The 12,532-nt window shown below is 67.6% G+C and carries 13 protein-coding genes; 11 read left to right on the top strand and 2 right to left on the bottom strand.

The genetic code is table 11. The annotated features are described in order from the left end of the window. Nucleotides 1–33: 33 nt before the first annotated feature. From ABNQ38_RS24655 to ABNQ38_RS24630, 6 genes are all read left to right on the top strand, one after another. Nucleotides 34–1,044 carry a glucokinase gene (locus ABNQ38_RS24655; protein ID WP_377808480.1) on the top strand — a complete coding sequence of 337 codons (1,011 nt, stop codon included), beginning with the start codon at nucleotides 34–36 and terminating at the stop codon, nucleotides 1,042–1,044. Nucleotides 1,045–1,217: 173 nt separating this feature from the next. Further along, on the top strand, nucleotides 1,218–1,610 hold the full coding sequence (locus ABNQ38_RS24650) for a winged helix-turn-helix domain-containing protein (protein ID WP_377808479.1): 393 nt from the start codon (nucleotides 1,218–1,220) through the stop codon (nucleotides 1,608–1,610). 133 nt (nucleotides 1,611–1,743) lie between these two features. Then, a complete protein-coding gene (locus ABNQ38_RS24645; RefSeq protein ID WP_377808477.1) occupies nucleotides 1,744–2,880 on the top strand; it encodes an acyltransferase family protein in 1,137 nt (378 codons plus the stop codon). A gap of 253 nt (nucleotides 2,881–3,133) precedes the next feature. Continuing rightward, nucleotides 3,134–3,712: a YgjV family protein gene (locus tag ABNQ38_RS24640; protein ID WP_377808475.1), complete on the top strand. Its 579-nt coding sequence runs from the start codon at nucleotides 3,134–3,136 to the stop codon at nucleotides 3,710–3,712. A 145-nt stretch (nucleotides 3,713–3,857) separates the two neighbouring features. Then, nucleotides 3,858–4,436 carry a YqaA family protein gene (locus ABNQ38_RS24635; RefSeq protein WP_085090362.1) on the top strand — a complete coding sequence of 193 codons (579 nt, stop codon included), beginning with the start codon at nucleotides 3,858–3,860 and terminating at the stop codon, nucleotides 4,434–4,436. 48 nt (nucleotides 4,437–4,484) lie between these two features. Next, on the top strand, nucleotides 4,485–5,330 hold the full coding sequence (locus ABNQ38_RS24630) for a TrmH family RNA methyltransferase (protein WP_377808474.1): 846 nt from the start codon (nucleotides 4,485–4,487) through the stop codon (nucleotides 5,328–5,330). A gap of 9 nt (nucleotides 5,331–5,339) precedes the next feature. Here ABNQ38_RS24630 and ABNQ38_RS24625 read toward each other — a convergent pair whose 3' ends face one another. Continuing rightward, the gene (locus ABNQ38_RS24625; RefSeq protein WP_377808473.1) at nucleotides 5,340–5,801 is read right to left on the bottom strand and encodes a hypothetical protein; all 462 of its coding nucleotides are present in this window, start codon (nucleotides 5,799–5,801) and stop codon (nucleotides 5,340–5,342) included. Nucleotides 5,802–5,980: 179 nt separating this feature from the next. Between ABNQ38_RS24625 and msrA the strand changes: the two genes are divergently transcribed. The 5 genes from msrA to ABNQ38_RS24600 all read left to right on the top strand — a co-directional run bounded on the left by msrA (nucleotide 5,981) and on the right by ABNQ38_RS24600 (nucleotide 10,443). Next, the gene (msrA, locus tag ABNQ38_RS24620; RefSeq protein WP_109448555.1) at nucleotides 5,981–6,622 is read left to right on the top strand and encodes a peptide-methionine (S)-S-oxide reductase MsrA; all 642 of its coding nucleotides are present in this window, start codon (nucleotides 5,981–5,983) and stop codon (nucleotides 6,620–6,622) included. A 153-nt stretch (nucleotides 6,623–6,775) separates the two neighbouring features. After that, complete coding sequence (locus tag ABNQ38_RS24615) at nucleotides 6,776–7,321, top strand: PAS domain-containing protein (protein WP_109050413.1); 546 nt, start codon at nucleotides 6,776–6,778, stop codon at nucleotides 7,319–7,321. After that, nucleotides 7,318–9,249 (top strand): DNA translocase FtsK, encoded by a 1,932-nt coding sequence (locus tag ABNQ38_RS24610; RefSeq protein WP_377808471.1) that lies wholly within the window; start codon nucleotides 7,318–7,320, stop codon nucleotides 9,247–9,249. Before ABNQ38_RS24615 ends, ABNQ38_RS24610 begins: the two co-directional genes overlap by 4 nt. 82 nt (nucleotides 9,250–9,331) lie before the next feature. Then, complete coding sequence (locus tag ABNQ38_RS24605; RefSeq protein ID WP_377808470.1) at nucleotides 9,332–9,832, top strand: DinB family protein; 501 nt, start codon at nucleotides 9,332–9,334, stop codon at nucleotides 9,830–9,832. Continuing rightward, on the top strand, nucleotides 9,829–10,443 hold the full coding sequence (locus ABNQ38_RS24600) for a pyridoxamine 5'-phosphate oxidase family protein (protein ID WP_377808468.1): 615 nt from the start codon (nucleotides 9,829–9,831) through the stop codon (nucleotides 10,441–10,443). Before ABNQ38_RS24605 ends, ABNQ38_RS24600 begins: the two co-directional genes overlap by 4 nt. Before the next feature lie 10 nt (nucleotides 10,444–10,453). On the opposite strand, the gene ABNQ38_RS24595 is transcribed toward ABNQ38_RS24600, so the two are convergent. Further along, the gene (locus tag ABNQ38_RS24595; protein WP_377808467.1) at nucleotides 10,454–12,412 is read right to left on the bottom strand and encodes a 7TM-DISM domain-containing protein; all 1,959 of its coding nucleotides are present in this window, start codon (nucleotides 12,410–12,412) and stop codon (nucleotides 10,454–10,456) included. Between the last annotated feature and the right edge of the window lie 120 nt (nucleotides 12,413–12,532).

Below are 12,532 nucleotides of genomic sequence, written 5' to 3'. Positions count from 1 at the left end.
CGCTCGGCCCACCAACACCGCAGATCCGGATCCATGGCCGCCGACCTCTCCCCCGCCATTCCCGACACCGCCGGTAGCGCTGCTCCCATTCTGGTCGCCGACATCGGCGGCACCAATGCCCGCTTCGGCCTGATCGACGGACGCATCGTCCGCGACACCCGCGTGCTGCGCTGTGCCGATTACGCCTCGATCGAAGATGCGGCCACCGCCTATCTGACGGCGGTCGGGCTGGAGGCGGTCGGCACCCCCGGCCGGCCGCGGCGCGGCGCCTTCGCGGTGGCCGGGCCGGTTACCGGCGACCGCATCGCCATGACCAATCTGGTCTGGCAGTTTTCGGTCAACCGGGTGCGGGACGCGCTGGGGCTGGACGGGCTGGTCGTCATCAACGACTTCACCGCCGTCGCCCTGTCGGTGCCGCGTCTGGCCGAGGAGGACCGCCGACAGATCGGCGAGGGCGCGCCGCAGGCGGGTGCCGTCGTCGGCGTGCTGGGGCCGGGCAGCGGGCTGGGCGTGTCCGGTCTGGTGCCGGGCGCCAACAACCGCTGGACCGCCCTGTCGGGTGAGGGCGGCCATGTGACCATGGCGCCGATCAGCGACCGCGAGAGCGCCGTGCTCGGCCAGCTGCGCAAGAGCTTCGAGCATGTTTCGGCAGAGCGGGTGCTGTCCGGTCCCGGGCTCGTCAACCTCTACGGCGCGCTGTCGATCCTGGACGGGCGGGAACCGGCCGCCCTCACCCCCGCGCAGGTGGCCGACAACGCCCTGAACGGCAACGAGGCCCATTGCATAGAGGCGGTGGAGATGTTCTGCGCCATGCTGGGCACCGTCGCCGGCAACCTCGCTTTGACGCTCGGCGCGCGCGGCGGCATCTACATTGCCGGCGGCATCGTGCCGAAGCTGGGCACGCTGTTCACCCACTCCCGCTTCCGCAAGCGCTTCATGGAGAAGGGCCGGATGCGCGACTTCCTGGCGCCGATCCCCACCTACGTCATCACCCACGAACTGCCCGCCTTCCTGGGCCTCGCCGAGGCCGCCGGGGCGGAGTAACTCTGGGACAGCGGGGAGCCGCCCTGGGACGCTATGCCGGGAAGCAACTGGAGGGGTGCGGCCGATTGCGCATCCCATCGGTGGTTCCCCCTATTGCCCGACTTGTCGCTTGAACCGGTGGGCCGGCCTCCACATGGTTGTTCCCCTCTCTTTCGGATTTGCATCGGAACACCATGCCTGCCGACCTTCGTGTCCGTTTCCTGCACCCGTCGGGCGCCATCGGCCCCGGCAAGATCGCCCTGCTGGAGGCCATCGACCGCACCGGCTCGATCTCCGCCGCCGCGCGTTCGCTGGACATGACCTTCCGCCGCGCCTGGTTCCTGGTGGAGACGATGAACACCGCCTTCCGCGAGCCGGTGATCCGCACCAGCGTCGGCGGGCGTGAGGGCGGCGGCGCCGGCCTGACCCCGCTGGGTCAGGAGGTGGTCGCCCGCTATCGCCAGACCCAGGAGGAGGCGCGCAAGGCCGCCGAGCCGCATCTGCGCTGGCTGGACGAGGTGCTGAAAGAGACGGAGATTGAGAACGAGGGACAGGCTGCAGACTCGAATACCAATGGCACGACATAAGCCGCCGCCCGCTTCAGGTGACCATCGGCGCAAAGGGTAGCGGCCTCATGGATGAAAAAATTTCTCGAGAAAAAATCACACAATCCGTTATAGAAAATTTTGAAACCAAAGCAGAATTCTGAAAAGAAGAATAATGGAAAAATCCGTCAACATCGCATATCTTCCACGGCTTGACCATCTCCGTGCATTTGCGGCCCTTATCGTTTTATACTACCATTCTTTTCAGATTCTACCCCAATCGGCGAGTGGAAACCTGATCGAAGGTTGGGTCTACACGAAAAATCCATTACTGGCGATGGTGGTGGAAGGACACACCGGCGTCGCGCTCTTCATGGTTTTATCCGGCTTCATCTTCACATGGGGGGCGAACGGACGTGAAGTCGCTTATTTCGGCTTCCTGCGGAACCGTCTGCTGCGAATCTATCCTCTTTATGCCTGGCTTCTCCTTGTCGGCATCGCCATGACGCCGGATGCCGTCGACCCGGCCAAAATTCTCGAGATGGCGGTTCCATTCCTGAATGCTGGGAACAAGGCGACCTACGGGGTAGCCACCAGCCTGTTCTGGACAGTCGCCGTCGAGTTCCAGTTCTATCTGATCTTCCCCTTCCTGCTCTCGATCCTGAACCGGCAGGGATGCCGGCAACTGGCGTTGATGATCCTGTGCGCATTTGTCTATCGGCTCATCGCCGATCAGTTCGGTGCGAATTCCCGCTCAATCGCCTATTGGACGATCGTCGGACGCATCGACCAGTTCCTGATCGGCATGATCGCGGCCGTAGCGCTGCGCCGCTGCAACGATACTCCAAAGGGCGCCTTGTGGCTCGGGCGGGCCTTCCTGCCCGCAGTCCTATTGATGCTGACCATGATTACGGTTTTCCATCGGGCCGGAGGTTATCCGGTGATCGCCACCTGGAAGACGGTCTGGCCCACCGTCGAGGCGGCTGGCTGGGCGTTCGTCATTGTGACCTATCTGTCCGTCCGCATTTCCGGTTCCCCTGCCCTGTCGCGGATGACGGCCTATATCGGCTCGATCTCCTATTCCGTCTATCTGACCAACTTCATCGTCATCACCCAGATCGGAAAGTACGGAGACATCCTTAAGCTGGTGCCGAATCCGCACATCAATGCGCTGCTGGTCTGCACGGCCGTGGTCCTGCCGGCATCGATCGCCCTTTCCACCCTGACTTATTTCGCCATCGAACAACCGTTCATGAAGATGCGCCGGAAATACATGGTCGAACCGCCACAGCCATTGCGCATGGCCGCCTGATCCAGCCGTTCGCCCGACATGGCGATTTGGCGGCGCACCGTCCGTTTTTCTTCCATGCGCGCCATGCAGCCCTGGGCAACCGGAAGCCCGATGGTGCGGCGGGACGAGGCACCGTACATATGGCTCTGTTGCAGCTCGGCGCCAGCGTGACCGTACGGCAACAACCCGTTTTTCCCGACCTCATCCGGCATCCGGACGGGCCGCAGCCGCGGCGCCGCACCGCCGTGCCTTTGCCCGAGCCGATCCCCCCGCCATGCTGTCCCTCCCCCTGCCCGTTACGGCCGCCGACGCCTTCGGTGCCGCCGCTTTCGCCGGTTCGTGCCTGTGGCCGCTGATGAAAAAGCGCCGTGCCCTGCTGGCCGGGCAGGCCGCCACCAACCTGATGTTCATTACCCACTATGTGCTGCTGGGCGCGCACACCGCCGCGGCGCTTTGCCTGCTGGTGGTGGCGCAGGCGCTGGCGGCGCTGCCGGAAGGACGCAGCCGCTGGCAAACCGCGATCTTCGCGGCGACGGTGCCGGGCGTCGCCGCAATCGCGCTGTTCACCTGGTCCGGCCTGCCCTCGGCGCTGTCCAGCCTGGGCATCACCTTCTCCACGCTAGCGCGCTGGCAGTCGGACGCGGTGCGCATGCGCATTCTCCTGCTGGTGGCCGGCGGTTTCTGGGTCAGCCACAACGCGCTGGTGATGTCGCCCTTCGCCATGGCGTCGGACGCCTTCTGTGCCGCCGCCAACCTGCTGCGCCTGCGCGGCGCACTGCGCAAGGACGAGGCTCCGGCAGCGGTGCCGGCCGCGAATGCCAATGTGCTGCCCTCCGGCGCTGCCGCCGCCTGAACTGGCTTCACTGGAACGGGCTAACGCCTCCGGACGGGTTCTCCCTGTCCGGAGGCGGTCGAATTGGGCACTGGCGCACCGGCACCGTCGCGCCTAAAAGAGGCCTCGTGCACCGCAACGGCAGCGACGAAGGACGGCCCAATTCATGCTGAAGCGTCTTTACGACTGGACCATGGCCAAGGCCGCGTCGAAGGATTCGACCGCCTGGCTGGCCGGGGTGTCCTTTGCCGAAAGCTCCTTCTTCCCGCTGCCGCCGGACCTGCTGCTGGTGCCGATGGTCATCGCCAACCGCAAGGCGGCGTGGAAGCTGGCGACGATCTGTACGCTGGCCTCGGTGGTCGGCGGCATCGCCGGCTACATGATCGGCTATTTCCTGTACGAGACGATCGGCCGCTGGGTGATCGAGTTCTATCACCTGACCGACAAGTTCGAGCAGCTGCGCCACACCTTCGTCGAGTACGGGGCGGAAATCCTGATCATCAAGGGCATGACGCCGATCCCCTACAAGCTGCTGACCATCACGGCCGGCGTGGCGCATCTGCCGCTGTGGGTGTTCATCGGCGCCTCGATCATCTCGCGGTCGATCCGCTTCTATCTGGTCGCGGCTCTGCTGTATTTCTTCGGTCCGCCGATCCGTGCCTTCATCGAAAAGCGGCTGACGCTCGTCACCAGCGTGTTCGCGGTGGCGCTGATCGGCGGCTTCCTGGTGGTGAAGCTGCTGTAAGCCGCCAATTCTTTCCAGGCCGCCTCTTTCCAGACAGACAGGACCTCCATGCCTCCGCGCGGGCGCCCGCCCCATCCCAGCCGCGCCCGTTCCCGGACCGCCGCCCCCGCCATCTCGGCCGCACCGTCAGCCCCGGAGCCCACCGAATCGCGCAAGCTGTTCCGCGTGGCCGGGCTGGCCGCCGTCTCCGCGCTGTTCACCCATGAGCCGGAGCGGGTGGAGCGCCTGTTCTTCGACGAGCGGCTGAAACCGGCGGTCGGCGCCTTCTGCAAGGCGATGGCGGCGGCCCGCAAGCCCTACCGCATGGTGGAGGCGGAGGAGCTGGCGAAAGTCGCCGGCACGGTTCTGCACGGCGGCGTGGTGGCGCTGATGGCACCGCGGACTCTGCCGCTGTTCGACACCGAGGCCGCGCGCCGGGCAACGGAGCCGCTGCTGATCCTGGACGGCGTCGGCAACCCGCACAATCTGGGCGCCATCCTGCGCACCGCCGCCTTCTTCGGCCTGCCCCGCGTCCTGATCTCCGACCATCCAGGCCAGGCATTGCCATCCGAGGCCGCCTATCGCGTGGCAGAGGGCGGGTTCGAATGGGTGGCGCTGGAGCGCGCCCCCGCCTTGCCGGCCGTGCTGAAACGGCTGCGCGCCAGCCACCGGGTGTTCGGGACGGCGCTGGACCAGACCCGGCCGACGGTCGATGCCGGCGCGCTGACGGGATGGCGCGGCAAGCAGGGAGCGAAGCCGCCGGCGGTCGTGCTGGGCAACGAGGAGGACGGCATTCCGCCGGCCACGCTGGCGGCCTGCGAGGCGGTGCTGACCATCCCCGGCAGCGGCCGCGTCCAGTCGCTGAACGTCGCCGCCACCGCCGCTATCCTCATCCACGCGCTGGCCGCCGGGTAAGGGCTGCCTTCAGCCGAGCGCCGCGATCAGCACCACCGCCACCAGGGCGACGGACGCCAGCGGCAGCAGCTCGACGCCGTTGCGCGTCCAGCTAGGAACGGCGGCATGATGGCCGCCGGCATGGCCGTTCGCGATGTCGTCGGCCCAGCCGTGGCGCGACGGCACCGCACCGGGGGCCGACACCGCCGGGGCGGCCGGGTTCGCCATGTCGACGACGCCGTCGCCACGATGATAGTCGCCGGTCTGCCGGGCCAGCGCCGGATTGGGCCGGCCCTGCATCAGGCGGGAATCGTCCAGTTCGACCTCGACCCCGGCCGCCTCGACCCGCTCGATCACCGCAGCGGTTTCCTCCGGCGTCATCGTGTCGACAGGCAGGATGCCGCCCAGCGCCTCGGCGCTCAGCCGGTTGCCGTTGCGGCGGCCATGGTCGATCAGGGATTGGATCAGGCGCTCGTCGGTGGTGCTGGCCATGATTGCTCTCCTTTTTAAAGTTCCCAGCGGGTCACAAGCTCAAACGCGCGAAGCAGCCCGAAGGTTCACCGGCACGCCCGACTCCCGCCGCAGCCTCCCTCGCGCCATCTTGCCGCAGCCCGGCCGCCACACGACATAAGAGGTCCCTCCAACGGATCGTCATGATGGGAGACCCGACCATGCTGGGGCATTTTCTGCGCAAGCCGGCGACGCTGCCGACGCCGGAGGAGGCGCTGCCCGGCCGCAGCCAACCCGTTCCGGTTCCCGAACAGCACCATGTCAACGGTCATCGCCTGACCGGCCCCTATCCGCCGGGGCTGGAGGTCATCGACCTCGGACTCGGCTGCTTCTGGGGGGCGGAGCGCAAATTCTGGCAGGTTCCCGGCGTCTGGGTGACCGCCGTCGGCTATCAGGGCGGCCATACCCCGAACCCGACCTATGAAGAGGTCTGCTCCGGCCGCACCGGCCATACCGAGGCAGTGCGCGTCGTCTACGACCCGGCGATGGTGAAGGCGGAGGATCTGCTGCGCGTCTTCTGGGAGTCGCACGATCCGACCCAGGGCATGCGCCAGGGCAACGATGTCGGCACCCAGTACCGGTCGGCCGTCTACACCCACAGCCCCGCCCAGCAGGCGGCGGCGGAAGCGACGCTGGCGGCCTATCAGGAGCGGCTGGCCCAGGCCGGCTACGGCCCGATCACCACCGAGATCCGCGAGGCTCCGCCCTTCTACTTCGCGGAAGGCTACCACCAGCAGTATCTCGCCAAGAATCCCAACGGCTACTGCGGCTTGGGCGGCACCGGCGTCACCTGTGCCGCGTGACGAAGGGCCGGTGACATCCGGATTGCGGCGCCCCTGCCGGGCTTAGCCCTTGCGGTTGCGCCACACCGGCCCTTGCGGGTATGGTTCGGGCGGCTCTTGAAAGCTCCGGCGGCATCATCCCGCGGGAGCGCCGCCCGTCCAGCTGCGATTGTCATGACCAAGGAAAGAACCGAGCTGGCGACGCCGTATCTCAGCGGCCTGCTCGAATTCTGGCTCACCAAATCCGTCGCCGGCCGGCCGCCGGTCCCCAGCAGCATCGCCCCGGCCGACCTGCGGCCGTGGAAGGACAACATCGCCGTCTTCGAGGTGATCGGGGAGGAAGCCGGCACCTTCGTCTATTCCTATTACGGCAAGGCGCTGGCCACCGCCTTCGGCCAGTCGCGCCTGGGCGCCACGCTGGACGACCTGCCGCCGGAACAGCGGGCATTGCTTCAGCCGGAATATGAGACGGTGCGCCGCGAACGGCTGCCTGTCGCCCGTGTCCACACCGCGGTCTTCGGCGGGCGCACCCGCAGCTTCGAACGGCTGGTGCTGCCGATGTCGAGCGACGGGGTCAGCATCGACAAGCTGCTGGTCGCCGCCTACGAGATGACGCCGCGCGAGCTGGCGGCACGTCCTCCCCTGCAGTCCCTGGGGCCGGGCGGCTCCTCCTCCGGTCCCGTCCCCCTCACCGTTCAGAAGCCCGGAGCCTCGGCATGAGCCCGCGTATGCCGCATCTCGCCGCCCCGCCGACCCAGGCGGGCGTGGTGACCGCCGACGAGTTCAATCTGTGGTGCGCGCTGAACGGCCGCCCGTTCAATCTCGTCCCCAACCCGCGCCCCGACGGCCGCGTGATGTGGGATGTCGAGGTTCTGCCCGGCACGCCGCGCGCCGGGACCGTCTATTCCACCAACCTGTCGGACGAGGCGCTGGCGGTGGTCGCCGGCTTCGCCTTCCTGTCGGGCGTCGAATGGGCCTATGAGGCGCGCGACCCGGCTGAGGCCGAGGCCCCCGCAGCCCCATGCGAAGCCGCCCCGGCGGCGGAAACGGCAACCGCCATCCCCGGCCCCGCCGCAGCCCCGGTGGTGCCCTGCGCGCCCGCCGCTCCGGCCGCGCCGACGGACTATCCCGCCGTCTATTCGCTGCCCACCGTCTCGCTGCTGCAGACCCCGCCGCCGCGCCCGGTGCAGCAGCATGACGAGTCGGTGCTGGCCCGCAATGCGCGGATGCTGGAAACCGTCCTGAAGAACTTCCGCGTCCGCGGCGAGATCATGGATGTCCGCCCCGGCCCGGTCGTCACCCTCTACGAGTTCGAGCCGGCGCCCGGCACCAAGTCGGCCACCGTCATCAACCTGACCGACGATATCGCCCGCTCGATGAGCGTGGTCACCGCCCGCATCGCCATCGTCCCCGGCCGCAGCGTCATCGGCGTCGAGCTGCCGAACCCGGTGCGCGAGATGGTCTACCTGCGCGAAAGCTTCGACCACGACGCCTTCCGCAACACCACGGCCCAGCTCGCCATCGCGCTCGGCAAGGACATCAGCGGCGAACCGGTGGTGGCCGACCTTGCCCGCATGCCGCATCTGCTGGTCGCCGGCACCACCGGTTCGGGCAAGTCGGTGGCGATCAACACCATGATCCTGTCGCTGCTCTACCGGCTGCCGCCGGAGCGTTGCCGCTTCATCATGGTCGATCCAAAGATGCTGGAGCTGTCGGTCTATGACGGCATCCCGCACCTGCTGACACCGGTCGTGACCGATCCCAAGAAGGCGGTGGTCGCCCTGCGCTGGGCCGTGCGCGAGATGGAAAGCCGCTACGAGGCAATGTCCAAGCTGGGCGTGCGCAACATCGAGGGCTACAACGCCCGCATGGCCGAGATGATCGCCAATGGCGAGAAGATGCCGCGCCGCGCCCCGGCGCCGGGCGAGCCGGAGAACGTCTTCGACCTGACGCCGCAGGAACCGACGCCGCTGCCCTACATCGTCGTGATCGTCGACGAGATGGCCGACCTGATGCTGGTGGCCGGCAAGGAGATCGAGGCGGCGATCCAGCGTCTGGCCCAGATGGCGCGCGCCGCCGGCATCCACCTGATCATGGCGACGCAGCGTCCGTCGGTCGACGTCATCACCGGTACCATCAAGGCCAATTTCCCGACCCGCATCAGCTTCCAGGTCACCAGCAAGATCGACAGCCGCACCATCCTCGGCGAAGCCGGGGCCGAGCAGCTGCTGGGCCAGGGCGACATGCTGTACATGCAGGGCGGCGGCCGCATCACCCGCGTCCACGGTCCCTTCGTCTCCGATTCGGAGGTCGAGGAGATCGTCCAGTATGTGAAGGCCCAGGGCGCTCCCAACTACGTCACCGCCATCACCGAGGAGGAGGAGGAAGCCGCCGCGGTGGAAGATGAGGACGGCGGTTCGGTTGCGACCGGCGACGACCTCTACATGCAGGCCGTCAACCTCGTGGTCCGCGAGGGCAAGGTGTCGGTCAGCTTCATCCAGCGCCAGCTGCAGATCGGCTACAACCGCGCCGCCCGTCTGGTGGAGCGGATGGAGACCGAGCGCGTCGTCGGTCCCGCCAACCACCAGGGCAAGCGCGAAGTCCTGCTGTCCCACGCCGGCCTGTCGGCAAAGCGCGCCGGCGTGTGATCGACCCTCCACGCAAGCTCCTCTCCCTCCGGGGAGGGGAGGCCGGCGCCCGATGCGGGAAAAGAGGAAGCAAGAGGTTCCCATGGACCCGAAGCCCCATTTCGAAAGCCTCGCCCGCTACAACCGCTGGGCCAACCGCCGCCTTTACCAGATCGCGGCGCAGCTTTCCGACGCTCAGTTCCGCGAGGACCGCGGCGCCTTCTTCGGCTCTGTCCGCGGCACGCTGAACCATATCCTGGTCGCCGACCGGGTGTGGCTGGAGCGGATCGAGGGAGAGGGGCCGAACCCGTCGTCGCTCGATGAAATCCTCCATGACGACTTCGCCGGCCTGCGCACCGCCCGCGAGGCGGAGGACGAGCGGCTCCTGCGCGTCCTGGCAGCCACCCCGGCGGAGCGGTTCGAGTCGGCCCTCTCCTACCGCAGCATGGCCGGCACGCCACATGAGCTGCCCTTCGTCCAGGTCGTCACCCATATCTTCAACCACCAGACCCACCATCGCGGGCAGGCCCACACGCTGTTGAGCCAGTTCGGGCTGGACGCGCCGTCGATCGACTTCGTCTATTTCCTGCTGGAGACGAAATGAGCCGCCCCGTCGCCGACCTCGCGGCTCTGGAAGCCCTCTATGGCGAGCCGGCCGGCCCCTCCATCGCCAAGGAAGTGCCGGCGCTGACCCCCGGCTACCGCGCGCTGATCGAGGCGTCGCCCTTCTTCGTTCTCGCCACCAGCGGGCCGGATGGGCTGGATGCCTCGCCGCGCGGCGACGAAGCCGGCTTCGTCCGGGTGGCGGACGACCGTACCCTGCTGATCCCCGACCGCCGCGGCAACAACCGCATCGACAGCCTGCGCAACATCCTGGCCGATCCGCGGGTCGGCCTGCTCTTCCTGGTGCCGGGACTGAACGAGACTCTGCGGGTCAACGGCCGCGCCGTGATCGACACCGACCCGGCCTTGTGCGAGAGCTTCGCCGTCGACGGCAAGCCGCCGAAGTCGGTGCTGGTCGTCACCATCGAGGTGGTGTTCTTCCAGTGCGCCCGCGCCCTTCTGCGATCCCGCCTGTGGGACCCGGCGGTGCAGATCGAGCGCCGCAGCCTGCCGTCGGCGGGAGCCTTGCTGGCGGAGGCCAGCGCCGGGCGCGAAGGGGGCGACGCCTATGACCGGTCGCTGGCCGAGCGCATCCCGAAAACCCTGTACTGACCCGGCATCCCTACTGCGTGGCGAGCCTCTCGACGGCCGGCAGCGTGATGGTGAAGACCGAGCCCTCATTGTGCTCGCTCTGCACCGACAGCGTTCCGCCATGGGCGGCGACGATCTTCTGCGTCATGTAGAGCCCCAGCCCCGACCCCTTGGTTCCGCGCGACGACGAGGCGCGGAAATAGATCGAGCCGATTCGCTCCACCTCCTCCGGGGTCATGCCGAGGCCTCGGTCGGCGACGCGGATGACGATGCCGCCTCCGTCATCGAAGGCGCTCACCCGGACGGCCGTGTCCGCCGGCGAGTAGCGCAGCGCGTTCTGCACCAGATTGCCGATGGCCACCCCCAGGAAGGGTGCATCGACCAGCATCGGGCGGTCGGGAGCGTCGATCGACAGCTCCAGCCGCTCCTCCGCTGCCGTCCCCGTCAGGCCGCCCAGCACCTCGTCCATCAACTGGCCCAGCGCCACCGGTTCCGGCTTCAGCGCCAGCGCCCCCTGGTCGAGCGCATCGGAGGACAGGAAAAGATCCACCAGCTCCGCCATCTTGTGGGTGGTGCTGCGGATGCGTTGCAGGCGGGTCAGCGCCGAGGGCGACTCCACCGCGCCCGACAGTTCGATCATCTGTGCCGCGCTGTCGATGGAGGCCAGCGGGGTACGGAATTCGTGCGACAGCATCGCGACGAAGCTGCGCTGCTCCTCCGCCCGCTTGGTGGCGAAAGCCGATTCCTCCCGGGCGCGCAGCCGCTCCGCCTGAAGCCTGCCGATGCGCAGGGCCAGACCGGTGCCCAGCACCAGCACCGCCACCATCGAGGCGACCTGATAGGGATCGGCGATGAAGAAATCGGCAGGCAGCGCGCCCCGCAGGATCAACTGCGCCATGATCAGCCCGGTCAGCGACACCAGGGTGCTGGCCAGATAGAAGCGCGGGCTGAGATCGCTCGGGTTCAGCCAGGCCATGCGTGCGGTCAGCACCAGCGCGATCACCACCACGACCAGCGCCGACAGGGTCACCACCGGGTTGGTCAGGGCGTAGAGCGGTGAAACCGTCGTCGGCAATGCCAGCAGCACCAGCAGCGCCAGCCCCTGATAGCAACGGGCCAGCTTCGGCGCCCGGGTCCGCAGATCGAGGATATAAACCCACATGATCAGTGCCGTGGCAAAGCCGAGGAACCCGCTGCTGCCCACCAGCATGTTCATGAGCCATCCCGGCAGATCCGGCAGCAGGGCTGCGCCGATACCGTTGGCGAACAGGTAATAGCAGAAGACCGTGGCGACATAGGCGGTGTAGGACAGCAGCGCCCCGTCACGCAGAAGCAGGCCCAGCGCGACATAACCCAGGATCAGGATGCCCAGCACCCCCAGGAAAAACCCCTGGAACAGCAGATCCTTGGTCTGGTGGCTGACATAGGCGGGGGGAGACCACACCCGTGCCGACAGGCGGATGGCGCTGACCGAATCGACGCGCAGGTAAAGCGAGACCGGCTTTCCCTCCGGAAGGGTCAGCGGCAGGCTGTGCAGCCGGGTCTTCATCGGCCGCTGGCTGAAGGGAACGAAGTCTCCCAGCCGGACCAGCCGGTAGGCGGCAGGATCCTGCGGCCGGCCCGCGGCTCCGCCTGGCTTCGGAATGAAGAGATCGAGATGGTCGATATAGGCTTCGCCCATCTCCAGAAACCAGTCTGCCGGCGCACCGGGTTCGCGCATCAGGTCGAAGCGGTACCAATGGATGTCGCGGGTCTGGCCGACACCGCGGAAATCCTCACGCGGTTCCATTTGCCCATCGGCGTCGGCCTTCAGGATGGCGGCGAAGTCGAGCTTGCGGTCGGGATCGACCAGCCGGGCGAAATGGCCGGCCAGGGTGGCGCTGGCGGTGGCTGGCCCCAGCCGAAGCGGCTCCACGCCGGAGACCGTGGCGGCGGCTGTGCCGGAAAACCACAGAAGAAACGCCGTCAGCAGGGCGATCGGCCCTGCCATCCGACGACAAGGAGCGGATGAGGTCGGGGAACCGGCATTGCGTCTGCAAGGGCCGTTCTGCCGGGCCAAAGGGCGGCGATTCCAGCCCCGCCATTCCCTGCCGTTGTTCGCGTCCTTCAT

It is taken from the genome of Azospirillum sp. A29 (assembly GCF_042604625.1).
In the GTDB taxonomy this organism is placed as follows: domain Bacteria; phylum Pseudomonadota; class Alphaproteobacteria; order Azospirillales; family Azospirillaceae; genus Azospirillum; species Azospirillum palustre.
The sequence above is the reverse complement of the archived record's forward strand: the minus strand, read 5'-3'. Positions and strand labels throughout refer to the sequence as shown.

Coding starts and splice junctions, on each gene's coding strand:
- ABNQ38_RS24655 (WP_377808480.1), top strand. CDS start 34: ATGGCCGCCGACCTCTCCCCCGCCATTCCCGACACCGCCGGTAGCGCT.
- ABNQ38_RS24600 (WP_377808468.1), top strand. CDS start 9,829: ATGAGCCGCCCCGTCGCCGACCTCGCGGCTCTGGAAGCCCTCTATGGC.
- ABNQ38_RS24645 (WP_377808477.1), top strand. CDS start 1,744: ATGGAAAAATCCGTCAACATCGCATATCTTCCACGGCTTGACCATCTC.
- ABNQ38_RS24630 (WP_377808474.1), top strand. CDS start 4,485: ATGCCTCCGCGCGGGCGCCCGCCCCATCCCAGCCGCGCCCGTTCCCGG.
- ABNQ38_RS24640 (WP_377808475.1), top strand. CDS start 3,134: ATGCTGTCCCTCCCCCTGCCCGTTACGGCCGCCGACGCCTTCGGTGCC.
- ABNQ38_RS24650 (WP_377808479.1), top strand. CDS start 1,218: ATGCCTGCCGACCTTCGTGTCCGTTTCCTGCACCCGTCGGGCGCCATC.
- ABNQ38_RS24610 (WP_377808471.1), top strand. CDS start 7,318: ATGAGCCCGCGTATGCCGCATCTCGCCGCCCCGCCGACCCAGGCGGGC.
- ABNQ38_RS24635 (WP_085090362.1), top strand. CDS start 3,858: ATGCTGAAGCGTCTTTACGACTGGACCATGGCCAAGGCCGCGTCGAAG.
- ABNQ38_RS24595 (WP_377808467.1), bottom strand. CDS start 12,412: ATGGCAGGGCCGATCGCCCTGCTGACGGCGTTTCTTCTGTGGTTTTCC.
- ABNQ38_RS24625 (WP_377808473.1), bottom strand. CDS start 5,801: ATGGCCAGCACCACCGACGAGCGCCTGATCCAATCCCTGATCGACCAT.
- msrA (WP_109448555.1), top strand. CDS start 5,981: ATGCTGGGGCATTTTCTGCGCAAGCCGGCGACGCTGCCGACGCCGGAG.
- ABNQ38_RS24605 (WP_377808470.1), top strand. CDS start 9,332: ATGGACCCGAAGCCCCATTTCGAAAGCCTCGCCCGCTACAACCGCTGG.
- ABNQ38_RS24615 (WP_109050413.1), top strand. CDS start 6,776: ATGACCAAGGAAAGAACCGAGCTGGCGACGCCGTATCTCAGCGGCCTG.